Consider the following 19189-nt stretch of genomic DNA (forward strand, 5'->3'; position numbering starts at 1 on the left):
GATCGGGAATTCATGCTCAACTAACCTAAGGAGTATTTATGAGCACAGCGACCTATGACGTAACGTTGCCAGGCGTTTCGGTTTCGATGGATGACGCGACAATCAACGTGCTGAGCGGCGCATCGCTGAATCTGACGGGGTCGTCGGACACCGTGACGATGGAAAGCGGAGCGGGGAGCGTTTCGGTTTCGGGCAACAACAATACGGTGCACGCCGAAGCAATCGACGGAGCGTCGATCACGGTATCTGCCGGCACGGGCAACGTTGTGACGGCGGGCTCTGGCAGCTGGATCGCTGACTACGGCACGGGCGATACGATCACGGTCGGCGCGAACGGCTCGGTACGCGCGGGCAGGAACGCAACGGTCTATGCCACCGCAGGTGGGGACCAGATCTCCCTCTCGGACGGAGATACGGCCTACGCGAATAGCGACTCGATCTCGCTGCTCACTGGCGGTTCGGCCACGGTAAGCGGCAACAATAACCAGATATCCCTCAACGCGTTCTACAACGGGATTCAGGGCACGGGCACGCTGGAGCTGTCAGGTTCGAACAATACGATTGCATTCGGCGCGGGCGCACTGTCGGTGGCGACGTCGACGGGCTCGTTTGCCGAACAGGCCTCGGGCGGCCTGGTCATGACGGGTGGTGCGGCGCCGAGCGGTCTGACGCTGACTGGCGGCATGCTGTCGGTGCAACTCGACGGCGGCAATGTCGCCAATCTCTCTGGTGTGACTTCAGGCACTCAGGTCGAATACATCGATGCGTCTGGCGTTGCGACATGGAGCACGCTCATGGACACGAATCTGACGCACGTGAGCGGGAATCTGTACGAGGTGACGGCCAGCGTAAGTGCGATGATGAGTGGCGCGACGCTTGACGTGCTGAGCGGCGCATCGCTGAATCTGACGGGGTCGTCGGACACCGTGACGATGGAAAGCGGAGCGGGGAGCGTTTCGGTTTCGGGCAACAGCAATACGGTGCACGCCGAAGCAATCGACGGAGCGTCGATCACAGTATCTGCCGGCACGGGCAACGTTGTGACGGCGGGCTCTGGCAGCTGGATCGCTGACTACGGCACGGGCGATACGATCACGGTCGGCGCGAACGGCTCCGTACGCGCGGGCAGGAACGCGACGGTCTATGCCAGCGCAGGTGGGGACCAGATCTCCCTCTCGGACGGAGATACGGCCTACGCGAATAGCGACTCGATCTCGCTGCTCACTGGCGGTTCGGCCACGGTAAGCGGCAACAATAACCAGATATCCCTCAACGCGTTCTACAACGGGATTCAGGGCACGGGCACGCTGGAGCTGTCAGGTTCGAACAATACGATTGCATTCGGCGCGGGCGCACTGTCGGTGGCGACGTCGACGGGCTCGTTTGCCGAACAGGCCTCGGGCGGCCTGGTCATGACGGGTAGTGCGGCGCCGAGCGGTCTGACGCTGACTGGCGGCATGCTGTCGGTGCAACTCGACGGCGGCAATGTCGCCAAGCTCTCTGGTGTGACTTCAGGCACTCAGGTCGAATACATCGATGCGTCTGGCGTTGCGACATGGAGCACGCTCATGGACACGAATCTGACGCACGTGAGCGGGAATCTGTACGAGGTGACGGCCAGCGTAAGTGCGATGATGAGTGGCGCGACGCTTGACGTGCTGAGCGGCGCATCGCTGAATCTGACGGGGTCGTCGGACACCGTGACGATGGAAAGCGGAGCGGGGAGCGTTTCGGTTTCGGGCAACAGCAATACGGTGCACGCCGAAGCAATCGACGGAGCGTCGATCACGGTATCTGCCGGCACGGGCAACGTTGTGACGGCGGGCTCTGGCAGCTGGATCGCTGACTACGGCACGGGCGATACGATCACGGTCGGCGCGAACGGCTCCGTACGCGCGGGCAGGAACGCGACGGTCTATGCCAGCGCAGGTGGGGACCAGATCTCCCTCTCGGACGGAGATACGGCCTACGCGAATAGCGACTCGATCTCGCTGCTCACTGGCGGTTCGGCCACGGTAAGCGGCAACAATAACCAGATATCCCTCAACGCGTTCTACAACGGGATTCAGGGCACGGGCACGCTGGAGCTGTCAGGTTCGAACAATAGGATTGCATTCGGCGCTGGTGCACTGTCGGTGGCGACGTCGACGGGCTCGTTTGCCGAACAGGCCTCGGGCGGCCTGGTCATGACGGGTAGTGCGGCACCGAGCGGTCTGACGCTGACTGGCGGCATGCTGTCGGTGCAACTCGACGGCGGCAATGTCGCCAATCTCTCTGGTGTGGCCTCAGGCACTCAGGTCGAATACCGGGAAACGGCTGGATCCCTGTCATGGAAACTTTACGATACGGGCGTGTCGCCGGCAGGAGCGACTATTTATGACGTGTCAGGCGATGTCAGCGTCGCGATGAGCAATGCGACGTTTAACGTGCTGAGCGGTGCGTCATTGAACCTGTCTGGCTCGTCTGACGTCGTGGATGCCAGCAGCGCCACGATTCAGTTGACTGGCGCATCATCCCAAGTGAATGGGGATGGAAATCATATCGTGCTGGGCGCGGGCGGAAATAGCTTGAATCTGAGTGGAAGTAACAATTCGGTCTCGTTCAGCGCAAGCAGCGGGCAGCAGATCATCCAGACATCGGCAGGCGATCTGGTCGAGGAAGACGCGAGCGGAGCCATCTGGTTTTCGTCGGCCGCTTTTAGCATCAAGAACGGTGTTGTCACGCTCGGTTTCGGTGATGGCAATGCGGTCACGATCTCGAATGTCAGATCCAGTGCAAATCCGAGCGACAGCCCAACCAATCAACTCGTGTCGGCAATGGCTGCCTACTCAAACGAGTCCGGCGGCGCTTCATTGAATTTTGTCACGCAGATGCCGCCGGAGTTATCGCTTTTCGCCTCATCGCGTCACTGAGCGCATTTGATCTTTACGACCCATAAGGCCTTTTAAGGTAGCAGTTCGCGTGGGCGGAGAAAGTCTTTCTCTTCGCTCACCACCGAATTGCGTCTTTAAAAGTGAGATGAGCCGCGGCGCAACTCGTTTAATCTTACGGGTTAGCCGCGTACGCAACCACGCTGCGGCGCGCGCCACACGCCAAACACATCACCCTTTGCAAAGAGATCCCCCAATGCTCGCTCCCTCCGCTCTCGGCGACATGCGCCCGCTCTTCATGACGCCATGCTACGGCGGCACCGTCACCTCGAATTTCGTCAACAGCATGTTGGCTCTCAACAATGCTTTGTGGCAGAACGGCATGCAAGGCGGCGTGCGGATTCGCTCCGGCGAGAGCCTGATCACGCGTGCTCGCAATGAGGCCGTCGCGGAGTTTCTGGCCGACCCGCACTACACGCACCTGTTCTGGATCGACGCCGACATCGGGTTCTCGGTCGATCAGGCGATGCGTCTGCTTCTCGCCGATCATGATGTTGTCGCCGGTGTCTATCCGATCAAGCGCTTCGATTGGCCGGACACGTTGCCTGCCGGCTTGACGCGAGCGGAGTTCGCCGCGCGCTATCTGCGTTATCCGGTCAATGTTCACGACAACGTGTCGTCGGAAATCGATGCGGAAGGCTTCATGGAAGTCAGCGAAGCACCGACCGGCTTCATGTGCATCAAGCGCGAAGCATTCACGCGGATGATCGAGGTTCTTCCCGAACTCCAGTACGTGCCGGACGGCCCGCCTGACTCGCCGCTGCGCAACCTTTGCTATCGCTTTTTCGACGTCATGGTGGAGCCGCACACGAACCGCTATCTGTCGGAAGACTATGCGTTCTGTCGTCGCTGGCGTGATATCGGCGGCCGGATTTTTGTCGATACGCAATCGCAGCTTTCGCATCAGGGCATTTACACCTATCACGGTGATTTCGGCGCGTCGCTGGCGGCGAGCCCGATGACGGCGGTCGGCGGTCAGATTTGACGCGCTCATTTGTGTGAACTTGCGGACGCACTCTCGATACGACGATCTCAACGATGGAAACCAACGAACTCAGCGCCCGTGCCTTGGGCGGCACGGAGGCCATGCTCGCGGCGCTGCATGCGCGGCTCGATCCGGAGTTGGCGCGCCACTTCCAGATCATTCCGTCGCGCGCCCGCCAACTGGCTGCGGATCGCAAGCGCATTTTCTGGCTGCACGACACGCCGAGCGAAGAAGAGGCGAAATTTCTCGCATCGCCGGATAACCTCGCGCGGTTCGACGGACTTGTTTGCGTCTCGCACTATCAGGCCTGTCTCTACAATCTGATCCCGCAGGTGCCCTATCGCAAAATGGTTGTCTTGCAGAATGCAATCGAGCCCTTCGGCGCGTATCGTCCGCGTCGCGGCGCAACGATCCGGCTTATCTATCACACGACGCCCCACCGCGGACTCGAGATTCTCGTACCGGTGTTCGAGCATCTCGCGAAAGTGCATCCGGACATCGAACTCGACGTATTTTCAAGCTTCAATATTTATGGCTGGGCGCAACGCGATGAACCGTATCGACAACTGTTCGACCGCTGCCGCGCTCATCCGCGAATTCGCTATCACGGCGCGCAGCCGAATCACGTAGTACGGGAAACGCTTCGTGATTGCGACATTTTTGCGTATCCGAGCATCTGGCCGGAGACGAGTTGTGTCGCGGCCATCGAGGCGCTGTCGTCAGGTTGTCTGGTCATTTGCCCGGCCTATGGCGCGTTGCCTGAAACCTGCGCGAATTTCGCATCGCTTTATCCGTTCACCGAAGATCGGCAAAGCCATGCCGAGCGCTTTTGCCTCGCACTGGATGCGGCGATCCGCGCGGTCAAGCGACGCGCGCATGAAGACGCGACGGCGCGCTCGTTTCAGGTCGATTACTTCAACAGGTTTTATTCATGGGATCGACGCATCACGGAATGGAACGCGTACTTGCGCGGACTTTTTTGTCGTAGAGCCAGTATTCGATCAGACCGTTTCCGCGTCTTTCCTGGTGCAGCACGACGAAGCAGCGCCTTGAGATTAAACAATCATCGTCCTGTACTGCCTTCGCCTCTTCTGTGCTTGTTTGAAAAATGAGCAGTACTTGAAGGACTTTCACCTTGCCGAAAACCCACCTCGCCTCTCATAACCTCTACAAGGCCGCGCTCTCCGCCTATCTGGCAGATCACCATACGCAAGGCTCCACTCTCTGCAAACAGGCACTCGCCGGAACTCGTTGCGCGATCCGACGAGCAGTATGTAGATTGCAGTGAGTCTGGCTCGCGACCGAACGCGACTGCGCGCACTGAGTTCGGACTTACGCGAGCACATGGAGCGCTCTGCGCTGATAGACGGCGCGCTTCACGAGAGGAATGGAAGCGGCAATCGCGCAGATGTGGGCCGCGTGATGCCACGCGGCGTAAAAACGATCCGCTTGCTTACTGCCGCGCCAGTCTAAAATTATCCGGCATAGCCAAATTGTAATTCGTGCGGAACGGATTAATATCCAGCCCCCCCCGCCGCGTATAACGCGCATACACCGCCAACTTCACCGGCTTACAAACCTTCAAAACATCAATAAAAATCCTCTCCACACACTGCTCATGAAACCCAGTGTGATTCCGATAAGAAATAAGATACCGCAGCAACCCCGCATGATCGATCTGCGGCCCCACGTAGTGAATCTGCACGCTGCCCCAGTCCGGCTGCCCGGTCACCGGACAATTCGACTTCAACAGATTCGAGAACAAGGTCTCCTCGACCGGCGCCTCATCCAGCGCCGCCTTCAGCAATGTCGCGTCCGGCTGATAGACATCGGTATCCAGATCCAGCCGATCCAGCGACATGCCTTCGAATTCTTCCATCTTCAACTTGCCGAAGTCATGCGGCACAGTCAGTTGAACCGAAACCGTCGCGCCGCACGACGCGGACACATCACGCTTGATCGTGTCGCGCACCGCATCCATCGATTCAAACGCGGTCTGCGCGAACGAACCGAGATACAGCTTGAACGACTTCGACTCGACGATATTCGGCGAATCCGCCGGCACGAAGAACGTCGCCACCGCGATCTGCGGCTTGCCGCGCGCATTCAGCCACGACAACTCATACGCATTCCAGATATCCGTGCCGAAAAACGGCAACTGCGCGCCGATGCCGATCGCCTCGCGCGCATTTTTTCGCGCGATCGGAAACAGCAGCGACGCGTCGTATTGTTCGGTGTAAGTGGAGGCCTTACCCAGCGGTGATTGTTCGGGTGTCATGATGCGTTCACAATGCCACTCAGCACGTGCCCCGTCGCCGTCACGACGCGGGCCGATTCGCAGTGGCCAATTTGGTCGTCGAAGAAAAAGTCCGGCTCGAACTCGCGCAGAAATGCGCTCTTGTCGAGGCCGCCGAGGAACATCGCTTCGTCGATTTCGATGTTCCACGCCATCAAGGTGCGGATCGCGCGCTCATGCGCGGGCGCCGAACGCGCCGTGACCAATGCCGTACGAATATGCATCGGCGCGGCTTCGTCCGCGAGTTTTTGCAGCCGGTGCAGCGCTTCGAGCAACGGCTTCAACGGACCGTCCGCGAGCGGCAGATCCTTGTTGTGAATCTCGTGGCCGACAAAGGCGCGCAGCCCATCCTTCTGGAACACGCGCTCGGCTTCGTCGGAAAACAGCACGGCGTCGCCGTCGAAGGCGATGCGGATTTCGTCCGGATACTTGCTCGCCATTTTCGCCGATTCGGGCAACACGCGCGCGGCGGGAAATCCGGCGGCGAGGGCATCGCGCACGTCCTGCTGGTTCGCGGACAGAAACAGCGACGCGTTTAGCGGCTTCAGGTACCCAAACGGCGCGCGTCCGCGCGTGAAAACCCCGCGCTCGATGGCGAGTCCATGTTCCCGGCACGAATGGAACGCGCGCAGTCCGCTGATCGGATCGCTGCGCGAGAGGATCACCACTTCGACGCGATGGCCGCCCGCATTCAAGGCCAGCAGCTTGCGGATCAACGGAAACGCCACGCCCGGTTTGGCGGGCACGGTCAGGCGATCGCGCTGCAACGCTTCATAGGTCTGCAGATCGCCTTCCTCGTACACGCGGTTCTCTTCCTCGAAGTCGAACAGCGCGCGCGACGAGATTGCCACCACCAGTTTGTCGACGAGCGAGAGAGCCATCTGCGTGTTTCAGTCCTGAGTAATCAAGCGAGGAATAAGCGATATACCGGGTTCCGCGTCTCTTCCCAGTTCGGATAACCGAGCGTGGCGAGGAACTGGTTGAACACCGCGTTCTCGCTGTCCGGCACCTGAATGCCGACCAGAATCGAGCTGTAGTCCGCGCCCTGGTTGCGATAGTGGAACAGGCTGATATTCCAGTTCGGCGCCATCGACGAAAGGAATTTCATCAGCGCGCCCGGCCGCTCGGGAAACTCGAAACGGAACAGACGTTCGTCATGTGCCAGAGGCGAGCGACCGCCGACCATGTAGCGGATGTGCTGCTTGGACAGTTCATCGAACGTCAGATCGACGGTGGCGAAGCCGTGCGCCTCAAACGCGCCCGCGATCTGCGCCGACTCGCTGCGATTCCTGATCTGCACGCCCACGAAGATATGGGCGGAGTTTGCATCCGCAATCCGGTAGTTGAATTCGGTGACGCTGCGCGTGCCGACCAGTTCGCAGAAGCGGCGGAAACTGCCACGCTCTTCGGGAATTGTCACGGCGAACACTGCTTCGCGCGCTTCGCCAACTTCGGCGCGTTCGGCCACGAAGCGCATGCGGTCGAAGTTCATGTTCGCCCCCGACGTGATCGCGATCAGCGTCTGGTTCTCGATGCCTTCGCGCTCCGCATACTGCTTGGCGCCGGCCACGGCCAACGAGCCGGCGGGTTCGAGCACGCTGCGGGTGTCCTGGAAGACGTCCTTGATCGCGGCGCAGAGCGCGTCGGTATTCACGAGCAGCACGTCGTCGAGATATTCGCTGCACAGGCGGAAGGTTTCTTCGCCGACCAGTTTCACCGCCGTGCCGTCCGAGAACAGACCGACTTCGTTCAGCGTGACACGCTCACCGGCCTTCAGAGACGCGGCCATCGCGCACGAATCGTCGGTCTGCACGCCGATCACCTTGATTTCCGGGCGCACGGATTTGACGTACGCGGCGACGCCCGCCGCGAGTCCACCGCCGCCGATCGGCACGAAGATCGCGTGAATCGGCCCCTGGTGCTGGCTGAGAATCTCCATTGCGACGGTGCCCTGCCCGGCGATCACATACGGATCGTCGAACGGATGCACGAAGGTCAGGCCGCGTTCTTCCTGCAGCTTGACTGCGTGCTCATACGCGTCGCTATACGACTCGCCGAACTGCACCACTTCGACCGTCGGGCCGCCATGTGCGCGCACCGCGTCGACCTTCACTTGCGGCGTGGTGACCGGCACCACGATGATCGCCTTCACGCCCATGCGCGCCGCCGACAACGCCACGCCCTGCGCATGATTGCCCGCCGACGCCGTAATCACCCCGCGCTCCAGCGCTTCAGAAGGAATATGCGCCATCTTGTTGTACGCGCCGCGCACCTTGAACGAGAACACCGGCTGGTTGTCCTCGCGCTTCAGATAGACCGGATTGCGCAGACGCGCCGACAGATTCGGCGCGCGTTCGAGTTCGGTCTCGCGGGCCACGTCGTAGACGCGCGCGGTCAGGGTTTTTTTCAGGTAGTCGTGGGAAGCCATGCGGGTGGCGCGGAGCGCTCGGTGAGACGGGAAAGGGTCAATGATAGCGCCAACGGTGTAGGCTCAGGCTCTCGGCATATGCACTGAAGCAGGGTCGCACAGCGCCGCCCGACCGTTCGGTTGGTCATTCCGGCGTGGCGCCGCCGCCGTACGATTTGCCATGAAAGTGCGCAAACCCCCGCCGCTGTTCCGACTTCAGCCGTCAACGCGTGGCGGAATGATGCGGTAGAATTCCATTTTGGAATAAGGATCGGAAGATGCACTGGCAGCCTCGGATCGCCCACCTGATGCCCGCCCCGCGTGAGTGTTGCCCCGCGGCGGAGCGTCACGTCCGCCACGCACGATCGTGTAGCTATATCTGAGCGCCGCGAAGCGACCGGTGTGGGTTTGGCCGTCGGTCGAGCTTCGCTCCCCTAGAAGATTTCCAGCATTGCGCGCCACGCGCACCGTCAGCCGACGCCTCATCGATGAGCGCGCCGGGCTGGCCTACCGAGTCGTCCGAACATGAACGCACCTCAAGTTTTCGATCCGCACGGGGCCGCCGCAGCGGTGGCCGCCGATCCCGAAGCGCGTCTGCGCGAAATTCCCTACAACTACACGTCGTTTTCCGACCGCGAAATCGTCATCCGCCTGCTCGGCGACGAAGCCTGGGCGGTGCTTGCCGAATTGCGCGCGGAACGCCGCACCGGCCGCTCGGCGCGGATGCTGTACGAAGTGCTCGGCGACATCTGGGTGGTGCGCCGCAATCCTTACCTGCAAGACGACCTGCTCGACAATCCAAAGCGCCGCGCGATGCTGATCGAGGCCTTGCATCACCGTTTGAGCGAGATCGAGAAGCGCCGCCGCGCCGATCTGACCGAGCACGGCGATGAAGCGGGCGTGGACCGCGCCGCGCGCGTCGAAACGCTGGTGCAGGCCGCGCGCCGCGCCGTCGACGAATTCGCCAGCGAATTCCAGAAGACCTACGATCTGCGCAAGCGCGCGACCAAGGTGCTGGGCAAGGTCACGGAAAAGGACAACATCAAGTTCGACGGTTTGTCGCGCGTTTCGCACGTGACCGACGCGACCGACTGGCGTGTGGAATACCCGTTCGTCGTGCTGACGCCGGATACCGAAGCCGAAATCGCCGGCATGATCAAGGCGTGTTTCGAGCTTGGGCTGACCGTGATTCCGCGCGGAGGCGGCACGGGCTACACAGGCGGCGCGGTGCCGCTCACGCCGTTCTCGGCCGTCATCAACACTGAAAAGCTCGAACAGCTCGGCGCGGTGGAAATGACCGAACTGCCGGGCGTCGACCGTAAAGTCGCGACGATTTTCTCCGGCGCGGGCGTGGTCACGCGCCGCGTGACCGAAGCGGCCGAGCAGGCCGGTTTCGTGTTCGCCGTCGATCCGACCTCGCTGGATGCGTCCTGCGTGGGCGGCAACGTCGCGATGAACGCGGGCGGCAAGAAGGCGGTGTTGTGGGGCACGGCGCTCGACAACCTGGCCTGGTGGCGCATGGTCGACCCGGAAGGGAACTGGCTCGAAGTCACGCGCCTCGACCACAACATGGGCAAGATTCACGACATCGAAGTCGCGCGTTTCGAGCTCAAATGGTTCGACGGCAACTACGCGCCGGGCGAAAAGCTGCTGCGCACGGAAGCGCTCGACATCAAGGGCCGCGTGTTCCGTAAGGAAGGTCTCGGCAAGGACGTCACGGATAAATTCCTCGCCGGTCTGCCGGGCGTGCAGAAAGAAGGCTGCGACGGGCTCATCACGTCCGCGCGCTGGGTGCTGCACAAGATGCCGGCGCACACGCGCACCGTCTGCCTCGAATTCTTCGGCCAGGCGCGCGACGCGATTCCGAGCATCGTCGAAATCAAGGATTACCTGTTCGAGACCTCGAAGCAGGGCGGCGCGATTCTCGCCGGCCTCGAGCATCTGGACGAGCGCTATCTGCGCGCGGTCGGCTATGCGACCAAGAGCAAGCGCAACGCGTTTCCGAAGATGGTGCTGATCGGCGACATCGTCGGCGATGACGCGGACGCGGTCGCGCAGGCCACGTCGGAGGTGGTGCGCATGGCCAACGGCAAGAGCGGCGAAGGCTTCGTCGCGGTCAATGCCGAGGCGCGCAAGCGTTTCTGGCTCGACCGCAGCCGCACGGCGGCGATCGCGAAGCACACCAACGCCTTCAAGATCAACGAAGACGTGGTGATTCCGCTCGACCGCATGGGCGAGTACACGGACGGCATCGAGCGCATCAACATCGAGCTGTCGATCAAGAACAAGCTGCAGTTGGTCGACGCGCTCGAAGCGTTCTTCAAGGCCGGCAAGCTGCCGCTCGGCAAGAGCGACGACGCCAACGAGATTCCGAGCGCCGAACTGCTCGAAGACCGCGTGCAGCAGGCGCTCGATCTGCTCAAGCGTGTGCGCACGCGCTGGGAATTCCTGCGCGACAAGCTCGATCTGTCCTTGCGCGAGGCGCAGCACTATCTGGTCGGCCTCGGCTACGAAGCGATGGCGGAAAAATTCGCCGACCGCGTGGACGCACAGCCCGACGCCAACGTATTTCACGTCACGCAGGACCGCACGATCCGCGTGTCGTGGAAGCAGGAAATCCGCGCCGAACTGCGGCAGATTTTCAACGGCGGCGAGTTCAAGCCGATCCTCGACGAAGCCCAGGCGATCCACAAGCAGGTGCTGCGCGGACGCGTGTTCGTCGCGCTGCACATGCACGCGGGCGACGGCAACGTGCACACGAATCTGCCGGTCAACTCCGACAACTACGAGATGCTGCAGGACGCCCACACGGCGGTCGCGCGCATCATGAAGCTGGCGCGTTCGCTCGACGGCGTGATTTCCGGCGAACACGGCATCGGCATCACCAAGCTCGAATTCCTGACGGAAGACGAGATCAGCGAGTTCCGCCAGTACAAGCAGCGCGTCGATCCGCATGGCCGCTTCAACGCGGGCAAACTGCTCGAAGGTGCCGACCTGCGCAATGCCTACACGCCGTCGTTCGGCCTGATGGGCTATGAATCGCTGATCATGCAGCAGTCGGACATCGGCGCGATTTCCGAGTCGATCAAGGACTGCTTGCGCTGCGGCAAGTGCAAGCCGGTGTGCGCGACCCACGTGCCGCGCGCGAACCTGTTGTACAGCCCGCGCAACAAAATCTTGGCCACCTCGCTGCTGGTCGAGGCGTTCCTGTACGAGGAGCAGACCCGCCGCGGCGTGTCGATCAAACACTGGGACGAGTTCAACGACGTCGCGGATCACTGCACCGTCTGTCACAAATGCGTGACGCCGTGCCCGGTCAAGATCGACTTCGGCGACGTGACCATGAACATGCGCAACCTGCTGCGCAAGATGGGCAAGAAGAAGTTCAATCCGGGCAACGCGGCCGGCATGTTCTTCCTCAATGCGACCAATCCGCAGACCATCAACCTCGCGCGCACCGCGATGATGGGCATCGGCTACAAGGCGCAGCGCCTCGGCAACGACGTGCTGAAGAAGTTCGCGAAGAAGCAGACGGCGCACCCGCCGGCAACCGTCGGCAAGCCGCCGGTCACGCAGCAGGTGATCCACTTCATGAACAAGAAGATGCCGGGCAACCTGCCGAAGAAGACCGCGCGCGCGTTGCTCGATATCGAGGACAACAAGATCGTCCCGATCATCCGCAATCCGAAGACGACCACCGCCGACACGGAAGCGGTGTTCTACTTCCCGGGCTGCGGTTCCGAGCGGCTGTTCTCGCAGGTCGGTCTCGCCACGCAAGCCATGCTGTGGGAAGCGGGCGTGCAAACCGTGCTGCCGCCGGGCTACCTGTGCTGCGGCTATCCGCAACGCGGTTCGGGCCAGTACGACAAGGCCGAGCAGATCGTCACGGATAACCGCGTGCTGTTCCACCGCGTCGCCAATACGCTCAACTACCTCGATATCAAGACCGTGGTGGTGTCGTGCGGCACGTGCTACGACCAGCTTGCCGGCTACGAATTCGAGAAGATCTTCCCGGGCTGCCGGATCATCGACATTCACGAGTTTCTGCTGGAGAAAGGCATGAAGCTCGACGGCGTGAACGGCGTGCGCTACATGTACCACGACCCGTGCCACACGCCGATCAAGACGATGGACCCCGTCAAGCTCGTCAATCAGTTGATGGGCTCGGAGAAGGACGGCTACAAGATCGAGAAGAACGACCGCTGCTGTGGTGAATCTGGCACGCTCGCGGTCACGCGTCCTGACATTTCGACACAGGTCCGCTTCCGCAAGGAGGAGGAGATCCGCAAGGGTGCGGCGAAGCTGCGCGGCATTCCTTTGGTGGCCGAAGCGGGCGCGAACGGGATCAATCCGGCCAATGCCTCGGCCGGCTCGGCGGGCGCGCCGGAGGGCTCCGTGCTCAAGGCCGGCGACGGCCCGCAGCCGAAGGGCGCCACCGACGTGAAGATCCTCACGAGCTGCCCGTCCTGCCTGCAAGGGCTGTCGCGTTACAACGAAGACGCGGGCATCGAGGCGGACTATATCGTCGTCGAGATGGCACGTCACGTGCTCGGTGAAGACTGGATGGTCGACTACGTGCAGCGTGCGAACAATGGCGGAATCGAGCGCGTGCTGGTTTAATGGCACGACTGACGATCTTTGCCTGAGGCCGACGATGGAATGCGTTTTTTGCCGTGAAGATGGCGGCGATGTGCTGTGGCACGACGACACCTTGCGTGTCGTACTCGCCGATGAACACGATTACCCGGGTTTTTGCCGGGTCATCTGGAACGAGCATGTGGCCGAGTTTTCCGACCTTGACGGAGACGACCGCGATCGCGTGATGAAGGCCGTGTACGCGGTCGAGCGCGCGATCCGGCGCATCCTGCAGCCGGTCAAGGTGAACCTGGCGAGCCTTGGCAACCAGGTGCCGCACGTGCACTGGCATGTGATTCCGCGTTTTTCGAACGACGCTCATTTTCCACTGCCCATCTGGGCGCCGCGCCAGCGCACGGTGTCCGAAGCCATGCTGTCGTCGCGCCGCGCGCAAGCCACCTTGCTGCGCGAAGCGGTGCGGCAGGAAATCGAACAGGCGCTGGCTTGAGTTCGAGCGCTCCCGAACCTGTCGCGTTCGCGCCGGGCCCGCGAAAGGGCAAGAAGAATTGAGGCGGCGTTCTCTATGAGGTCAACATGAGTGGACTAACTCCCGATACGCCAGTGCCGACCGGCGTGGTCGTGCATTCCAAATCGCGTGTGCTCGAATTGCAGTACGCAAACGGCGAATCTTATCGACTGCCGTTCGAACTGCTGCGCGTGTATTCGCCGTCGGCGGAAGTGATGGGCCACGGGCCCGGCCAGGAAACGTTGCAGACCGGCAAGCGCGAAGTGACGATCACCATGATCGAAGGCGTCGGCAACTACGCGCTGCAGCCGACTTTCTCGGATGGACACGCCACCGGCATCTATTCGTGGGACCTGCTGTACGACATGGCCGTGCGCCAGGATGAACTCTGGCGCGACTATCTCGCCAAACTTCAGGCGGCCGGCGTCGACCGCGATACACCGATGGTTCAGGCCGGCGCTGCGCACGGGCACTGTCACTGATACGATTCGCCCCGAACGCCGCACTGATGCGGCGCAACATTTCAGAATACGCGAAAGGACGAGCGCGATGAGCAAAACCCACTTCGGCTTTCAATCGGTCGACGAACAGGACAAGGCGCAGAAGGTGGCGGGCGTGTTCCACTCGGTTGCCGCCAACTACGACTTGATGAACGACCTGATGTCGGGCGGGTTGCACCGCGCGTGGAAGATGTTCACGATCGCCCAGGCCAACGTGCGGCCGGGCTACAAGGTGCTCGACATTGCGGGCGGCACGGGCGATCTGTCGAAGGCGTTCGCGAAGCAGGCGGGCGACACCGGTGAAGTCTGGCACACCGACATCAATGAATCGATGCTGCGCGTGGGCCGCGACCGTCTGCTGGATAAGGGCGTGATCACGCCGGCGCTGCTTTGCGACGCTGAGAAAATCCCCTTTCCGGACAACTACTTCGACGTAGTGACGGTGGCATTCGGCTTGCGCAACATGACGCACAAGGACGTGGCGCTGGCGGAAATGCGGCGCGTGCTGAAACCGGCGGGGCGTCTGCTGGTGCTGGAATTTTCGAAGGTATGGGATCCGCTCAAGAAGGTCTACGACGTCTATTCTTTTAAGGTGTTGCCGTGGTTGGGCGAACGCTTTGCGAAAGATGCCGAGAGCTATCAATACCTCGCCGAATCGATCCGGATGCATCCGGACCAGGAAACTTTGAAAACAATGATGGAACAAGCGGGTCTCGACGGCGTCAAATATTACAATTTGTCAGCTGGCGTGGTAGCTTTACATGTGGGGACCAAATACTAGGGTTCCTAACCCATCGATTTTTAAAGGAAAGTACGAAATGTCCGATTCAGGTGTGTTATCTCCCCGTAAGGTTGGGCGGTCGCTGGTGAGAAGAATCGGACTGATCGCGATGGTCGGTCTGATCATGGCCGGCTCCCTCGCTTCGCTCGATGCGGAAGCTCGCCGCATGGGCGGTGGCCGTAGCATTGGCCGTCAGTCGAACAGCGTGACGCAGCAGTCCGCGCCGTCGCAACCTTCCCAAAGCAATCAGGCCATGCAGCAGCGTGCGCAGCCCGCTCCGGCGCCCGCGCCGACTCCGGCCGCGCAGCCTAACCGGTCGCGCTGGCTCGGGCCGATCGCCGGTTTGGCGGCCGGTCTCGGCATCGCCGCGTTGCTGTCGCACTTCGGCCTGGGCGGCGCGTTCGCCGGCGCCATGGCCAATATCATCGTGATTGCGATCATCGCCATGATCGGTATCTGGCTGATCCGCCGCTTCATGGGCCGCAAGCGTGACTCCGCGCAACCGGCTTACGCGGGCAATTCGCCGTCGCTGAATTCGGGCGGCACGGGCTATTCGCAGGAACCGCGTTATAGCGCGCCGCCGTCCGGCTCGTACCTCGAACCGCAAGGCAATCCGCTCACCACGCCGACGATTAACGCCGCGCCTGTGGTGCCGGCCGGCTTCGACTCGGAGGCCTTCCTGCGTAACGCCAAGGTCTACTTCGTGCGTCTGCAAGCCGCATGGGACGCCGGCAATATGGACGACATCCGCGAATTCACCACGCCGGAAATGTTCGCCGAGGTGAAGGTCGATCTGTCTTCGCGTGGCGCCGAGAGGAATCAGACGGACGTCGTTCAACTGAACGCCGAACTGCTGGGCGTGGAAGAGCGCGCGAACGAATACTTCGCCAGCGTGCGCTTCTCGGGCCTGATTCGCGAGGCGCCGGGCGCGGCGGCGGAGCCGTTCGTCGAAGTCTGGAACCTCTCGAAGGCGAATCGCCCCGGCGAAGGCTGGCTGCTGGCCGGCATCCAGCAGGTCGCGCAGCACTGAAGCGGCGGTGCGACAGGGGCCGCGTGACGCAGCAGCGCCTTCTGGATTCGCACCGTACGTTGGCCGTTCGGCATAGCGGGCCGCGAAGCGAACGGACGTTACAATAGGAACCCGCGCGGGCACCTCGCTCGCGCGGGTTTTTTCTTGCCACTTTCAATGACCCTCGCCGCCAAGCCCTTCGCTGCTGCTGTCAATCATCTGCTCGCCCGCGAATCGTGGGCTCGTGAGCGCCTCGCCCCCTACGCGGGCAAGACCGCGAGACTGTCCTGTCCGCCGGTCGTGCTGATGCTGCTGGTGCAACCGGACGGCTATCTGAGCGCGGTCGCGGCCACGGAGGCGCAGCAGTTCGACGTGACCATTTCGGTGTCGTCCGACGCGCTGCCCGCCTTCGTACAAGGCGGCCAGGCGGCGCTAATGAAGCATGTCAAGATCGAAGGCGACGCCGAATTCGCCACCGTGATCGCCAAGCTCGCCGAACATCTGCGCTGGGAGCCGGAAGAAGATCTGGCCAGGTTCATCGGCGACGGTCCGGCGTGGCGCGTGGCCTCGGTGGTGCGCACGGTCGGCGAACACGTGCAGCGCACCGGGCGCAACCTGCTCGACACCGCCGCCGAATATCTGCTCGACGAGAATCCGCAACTGGTGCGCCGCGCCGCATTGGAGGACTTCAACGTCGAACTGGCCCGCGCGCGCGACGCACTGGCGCGGGTGGAAAAACGCCTCGAGCGTCTTGAACAGAAGGTCGAAGCCCGCGGCGCCGATGCGCGGGGCGCCCATGCGCCGGGCGGCGCCGCCACGTCGCGCGGCACGCGCTAGTCACCGGGCACAACTATGCGTTTTCTGCGTTTCCTCAAGATTTTCTTTACGGTCATCCGCTTCGGTCTCGATGAGATGATGCTCAGCCGCGTCAACGACCGGCGCGTGCGTCTGCTGCTGCGTATCACCACGATCGGCCGCAAGTTCGACGCGCCGCCGGGCGTGCGTCTGCGGCTCGCGCTGGAAAGCCTCGGCCCGATCTTCGTCAAGTTCGGGCAAGTGTTGTCGACGCGGCGCGATCTGCTGCCGGTCGATATCGCCGACGAACTCGCCAAGCTCCAGGATCAGGTGCCGCCGTTTGAATCCGCGGTGGCGATCCGGCTGGTGGAGAACGCGCTCGGCGCACCGGTCGACGTGCTGTTCGACGACTTCGAACGGGTGCCGGTGGCGAGCGCCTCGATCGCGCAGGTGCACTTCGCCACGGTGAAGGCAGGGCAGCACGCCGGCAAGGCGGTGGCCGTGAAGGTACTGCGCCCGAACATGCTGCCCGTAATCGATTCCGATCTCGCCCTGCTGCGCGACATCGCCGTGTGGGCCGAGCGGTTGTGGGCCGACGGCAAGCGTCTGAAGCCGCGCGAAGTGGTCGCCGAATTCGACAAATATCTGCACGACGAACTCGACCTGATGCGCGAGGCGGCCAACGGCAGCCAGTTGCGGCGCAACTTTGCCGGGCTCGATCTTCTGCTGGTGCCGGAAATGTACTGGGAGTTCTGCACGCCTACGGTGCTGGTCATGGAGCGCATGGTCGGCGTGCCGATCAGCCAGGTGGAGACGCTGCGCGCGGCCGGCGTGGACATTCCGAAGCTGGCGCGCGAAGGCGTCGAAATCTTCTTCACCCAGGTGTTCCGCGACGGCTTTTTCCACGCCGACATGCACCCGGGCAACATTCAGGTGAGTCTCGATCCGAAGCACTTCGGCCGCTATATCGCGCTCGACTTCGGCATCATCGGCGCGCTGTCGGACTTCGATAAGAACTACCTCGCGCAGAACTTCCTCGCGTTCTTCAAGCGCGATTACCATCGCGTCGCCACGCTGCATCTGGAGTCGGGCTGGGTGCCGCCGACCACCCGCGTCGAAGAACTCGAGAGTGCCATCCGCGCGGTTTGCGAGCCGTACTTCGATCGCGCGCTGAAGGATATTTCGCTCGGCCAGGTGCTGATGCGCCTGTTCTCGACCTCGCGCCGCTTCAATGTCGAGATCCAGCCGCAACTGGTGCTGCTGCAAAAGACCATGCTGAACGTGGAAGGGCTCGGTCGCTCGCTCGATCCCGAACTGGATCTGTGGAAGACGGCCAAGCCTTACCTCGAACGCTGGATGAACGAACAGATCGGCCTGCGCGGCTGGTACGAGCGTTTGAAGATCGAGGCGCCGCAGTGGAGCAAGACGCTACCGCAGTTGCCGCGCCTGATTCATCACGTGCTGGCCGAGCGCCACGACAACAAGCGCGGCGCGAACGACGACATGATTCGCCAGATTCTGCTCGAGCAGAAGCGCACCAACCGGCTGTTGCAAGGCTTGCTGCTGTTCGGTGTGGCGGTCGGCGTCGGTGCGGTGCTGACGCGGGTGTTTCTGGTGCTTGCTTACGGCGGTTGATTGCGATCCCCTGCGAGGTAATTGATGAGCGACCCGACCCAACCTTCCGTGCCTGAATTTGAGAGCCGCGATCCCAACTCGCCCGAGTTCTGGGACGAGCGTTTTGAGCGCGGTTTCATGCCGTGGGATCAGGCGGGCGTGCCGTCCGCGTTTGAGTCGTTCGCCGCGCGCCATCCCGGCGCCGCCGTGCTGATTCCAGGTTGCGGCAGCGCGTACGAAGCGGTCTGGCTGGCCGGGCACGGCTACCCGGTCCGGGCGATCGACTTTTCACCGGCTGCGGTTGCGGCGGCGCATGAGCAACTGGGCGCACAGCACGCGCATCTGGTGGAGCAGGCGGATTTCTTTACATACGAGCCGCCTTTCGCACCCGCCTGGATTTACGAGCGCGCGTTTCTCTGCGCGCTGCCGCTCGCGCGCCGCATCGACTACGCACGAAGAATGGGCGAGCTATTACCCGCAGGCGGGTTGCTCGCGGGGTTCTTTTTTATCGGCGCGACGCCGAAAGGGCCGCCGTTCGGCATCGAGCGCGCGGAACTCCACGCGCTGCTCACGCCGCACTTCGAGCTGATCGAAGACGAGCCTGTGCACGACTCGATTGCCGTCTTCGCGGGACGTGAGCGCTGGCTAACCTGGCGTCGCCGTGTTTGACCGCGCGGCTGTGGCGCCTGGCGGCGGCGCCCGTCGCACTTGATTCGACTACCGCCGCCCCCATTTAACGCAACGGCGCCTGCGTCGGGCGCTGGTCCCCAA

14 protein-coding genes are annotated in these 19189 nt (G+C 62.2%); 11 read left to right on the plus strand and 3 right to left on the minus strand.

Annotation, left to right across the window (positions count from 1 at the left end):
- Nucleotides 1-38: 38 nt before the first annotated feature.
- From B0G80_RS18655 to B0G80_RS18665, 3 genes are all read left to right on the plus strand, one after another.
- Entirely contained in the window at nucleotides 39-2912 is a 2874-nt protein-coding gene (locus tag B0G80_RS18655) for a DUF3060 domain-containing protein (protein WP_116118952.1), read from the plus strand.
- A gap of 214 nt (nucleotides 2913-3126) precedes the next feature.
- Nucleotides 3127-3915: a hypothetical protein gene (locus B0G80_RS18660; RefSeq protein WP_116118953.1), complete on the plus strand. Its 789-nt coding sequence runs from the start codon at nucleotides 3127-3129 to the stop codon at nucleotides 3913-3915.
- Nucleotides 3916-3968: 53 nt separating this feature from the next.
- The gene (locus B0G80_RS18665) at nucleotides 3969-5027 is read left to right on the plus strand and encodes a glycosyltransferase family 4 protein (protein ID WP_116118954.1); all 1059 of its coding nucleotides are present in this window, start codon (nucleotides 3969-3971) and stop codon (nucleotides 5025-5027) included.
- Nucleotides 5028-5368: 341 nt separating this feature from the next.
- On the opposite strand, the gene queF is transcribed toward B0G80_RS18665, so the two are convergent.
- The 3 genes from queF to ilvA are packed head-to-tail and all read right to left on the minus strand — an operon-like array spanning nucleotide 5369 to nucleotide 8639.
- On the minus strand, nucleotides 5369-6193 hold the full coding sequence (gene queF / locus B0G80_RS18670) for an NADPH-dependent 7-cyano-7-deazaguanine reductase QueF (RefSeq protein WP_116118955.1): 825 nt from the start codon (nucleotides 6191-6193) through the stop codon (nucleotides 5369-5371).
- A complete protein-coding gene (locus B0G80_RS18675) occupies nucleotides 6190-7092 on the minus strand; it encodes a 5'-nucleotidase (protein ID WP_116118956.1) in 903 nt (300 codons plus the stop codon). The genes queF and B0G80_RS18675 overlap by 4 nt, the downstream gene beginning before the upstream one ends.
- Nucleotides 7093-7115: 23 nt before the next feature.
- Nucleotides 7116-8639 carry a threonine ammonia-lyase, biosynthetic gene (ilvA, locus tag B0G80_RS18680; RefSeq protein ID WP_106282024.1) on the minus strand — a complete coding sequence of 508 codons (1524 nt, stop codon included), beginning with the start codon at nucleotides 8637-8639 and terminating at the stop codon, nucleotides 7116-7118.
- 504 nt (nucleotides 8640-9143) lie between these two features.
- Here ilvA and B0G80_RS18690 point away from each other — a divergent pair.
- The 8 genes from B0G80_RS18690 to B0G80_RS18725 all read left to right on the plus strand — a co-directional run bounded on the left by B0G80_RS18690 (nucleotide 9144) and on the right by B0G80_RS18725 (nucleotide 19087).
- Nucleotides 9144-13238, plus strand: coding sequence for an FAD/FMN-binding oxidoreductase (locus B0G80_RS18690; protein ID WP_116118957.1), 4095 nt, complete (start codon nucleotides 9144-9146; stop codon nucleotides 13236-13238).
- A gap of 34 nt (nucleotides 13239-13272) precedes the next feature.
- Nucleotides 13273-13701, plus strand: a complete 429-nt coding sequence (locus tag B0G80_RS18695; protein ID WP_106282021.1) for an HIT family protein — start codon at nucleotides 13273-13275, stop codon at nucleotides 13699-13701.
- 86 nt (nucleotides 13702-13787) lie between these two features.
- Nucleotides 13788-14201, plus strand: a complete 414-nt coding sequence (locus B0G80_RS18700) for a gamma-butyrobetaine hydroxylase-like domain-containing protein (RefSeq protein ID WP_106282019.1) — start codon at nucleotides 13788-13790, stop codon at nucleotides 14199-14201.
- A 67-nt stretch (nucleotides 14202-14268) separates the two neighbouring features.
- Nucleotides 14269-15000: a bifunctional demethylmenaquinone methyltransferase/2-methoxy-6-polyprenyl-1,4-benzoquinol methylase UbiE gene (gene ubiE / locus B0G80_RS18705; protein ID WP_012431711.1), complete on the plus strand. Its 732-nt coding sequence runs from the start codon at nucleotides 14269-14271 to the stop codon at nucleotides 14998-15000.
- 37 nt (nucleotides 15001-15037) lie between these two features.
- Nucleotides 15038-16030, plus strand: a complete 993-nt coding sequence (locus B0G80_RS18710; protein WP_116118958.1) for a Tim44 domain-containing protein — start codon at nucleotides 15038-15040, stop codon at nucleotides 16028-16030.
- 156 nt (nucleotides 16031-16186) lie between these two features.
- Nucleotides 16187-16846 carry an SCP2 domain-containing protein gene (locus tag B0G80_RS18715; protein ID WP_116118959.1) on the plus strand — a complete coding sequence of 220 codons (660 nt, stop codon included), beginning with the start codon at nucleotides 16187-16189 and terminating at the stop codon, nucleotides 16844-16846.
- A 15-nt stretch (nucleotides 16847-16861) separates the two neighbouring features.
- Nucleotides 16862-18439, plus strand: a complete 1578-nt coding sequence (gene ubiB, locus B0G80_RS18720; protein ID WP_116118960.1) for a ubiquinone biosynthesis regulatory protein kinase UbiB — start codon at nucleotides 16862-16864, stop codon at nucleotides 18437-18439.
- Nucleotides 18440-18463: 24 nt separating this feature from the next.
- A complete protein-coding gene (locus B0G80_RS18725) occupies nucleotides 18464-19087 on the plus strand; it encodes a thiopurine S-methyltransferase (protein ID WP_116118961.1) in 624 nt (207 codons plus the stop codon).
- Nucleotides 19088-19189 lie beyond the last annotated feature (102 nt).

Origin of the sequence: Paraburkholderia sp. BL6669N2 (genome assembly GCF_003387275.1) — a bacterium.
Classification (GTDB): domain Bacteria; phylum Pseudomonadota; class Gammaproteobacteria; order Burkholderiales; family Burkholderiaceae; genus Paraburkholderia.

Excerpts from the sequence above, each read along its gene's own strand:
- queF (WP_116118955.1), bottom strand. The coding sequence starts at position 6,193 with ATGACACCCGAACAATCACCGCTGGGTAAGGCCTCCACTTACACCGAA.
- B0G80_RS18660 (WP_116118953.1), top strand. The coding sequence starts at position 3,127 with ATGCTCGCTCCCTCCGCTCTCGGCGACATGCGCCCGCTCTTCATGACG.
- B0G80_RS18675 (WP_116118956.1), bottom strand. The coding sequence starts at position 7,092 with ATGGCTCTCTCGCTCGTCGACAAACTGGTGGTGGCAATCTCGTCGCGC.
- B0G80_RS18700 (WP_106282019.1), top strand. The coding sequence starts at position 13,788 with ATGAGTGGACTAACTCCCGATACGCCAGTGCCGACCGGCGTGGTCGTG.
- B0G80_RS18690 (WP_116118957.1), top strand. The coding sequence starts at position 9,144 with ATGAACGCACCTCAAGTTTTCGATCCGCACGGGGCCGCCGCAGCGGTG.
- B0G80_RS18695 (WP_106282021.1), top strand. The coding sequence starts at position 13,273 with ATGGAATGCGTTTTTTGCCGTGAAGATGGCGGCGATGTGCTGTGGCAC.
- B0G80_RS18655 (WP_116118952.1), top strand. The coding sequence starts at position 39 with ATGAGCACAGCGACCTATGACGTAACGTTGCCAGGCGTTTCGGTTTCG.
- B0G80_RS18710 (WP_116118958.1), top strand. The coding sequence starts at position 15,038 with ATGTCCGATTCAGGTGTGTTATCTCCCCGTAAGGTTGGGCGGTCGCTG.
- B0G80_RS18665 (WP_116118954.1), top strand. The coding sequence starts at position 3,969 with ATGGAAACCAACGAACTCAGCGCCCGTGCCTTGGGCGGCACGGAGGCC.
- ubiE (WP_012431711.1), top strand. The coding sequence starts at position 14,269 with ATGAGCAAAACCCACTTCGGCTTTCAATCGGTCGACGAACAGGACAAG.
- ilvA (WP_106282024.1), bottom strand. The coding sequence starts at position 8,639 with ATGGCTTCCCACGACTACCTGAAAAAAACCCTGACCGCGCGCGTCTAC.
- ubiB (WP_116118960.1), top strand. The coding sequence starts at position 16,862 with ATGCGTTTTCTGCGTTTCCTCAAGATTTTCTTTACGGTCATCCGCTTC.
- B0G80_RS18715 (WP_116118959.1), top strand. The coding sequence starts at position 16,187 with ATGACCCTCGCCGCCAAGCCCTTCGCTGCTGCTGTCAATCATCTGCTC.
- B0G80_RS18725 (WP_116118961.1), top strand. The coding sequence starts at position 18,464 with ATGAGCGACCCGACCCAACCTTCCGTGCCTGAATTTGAGAGCCGCGAT.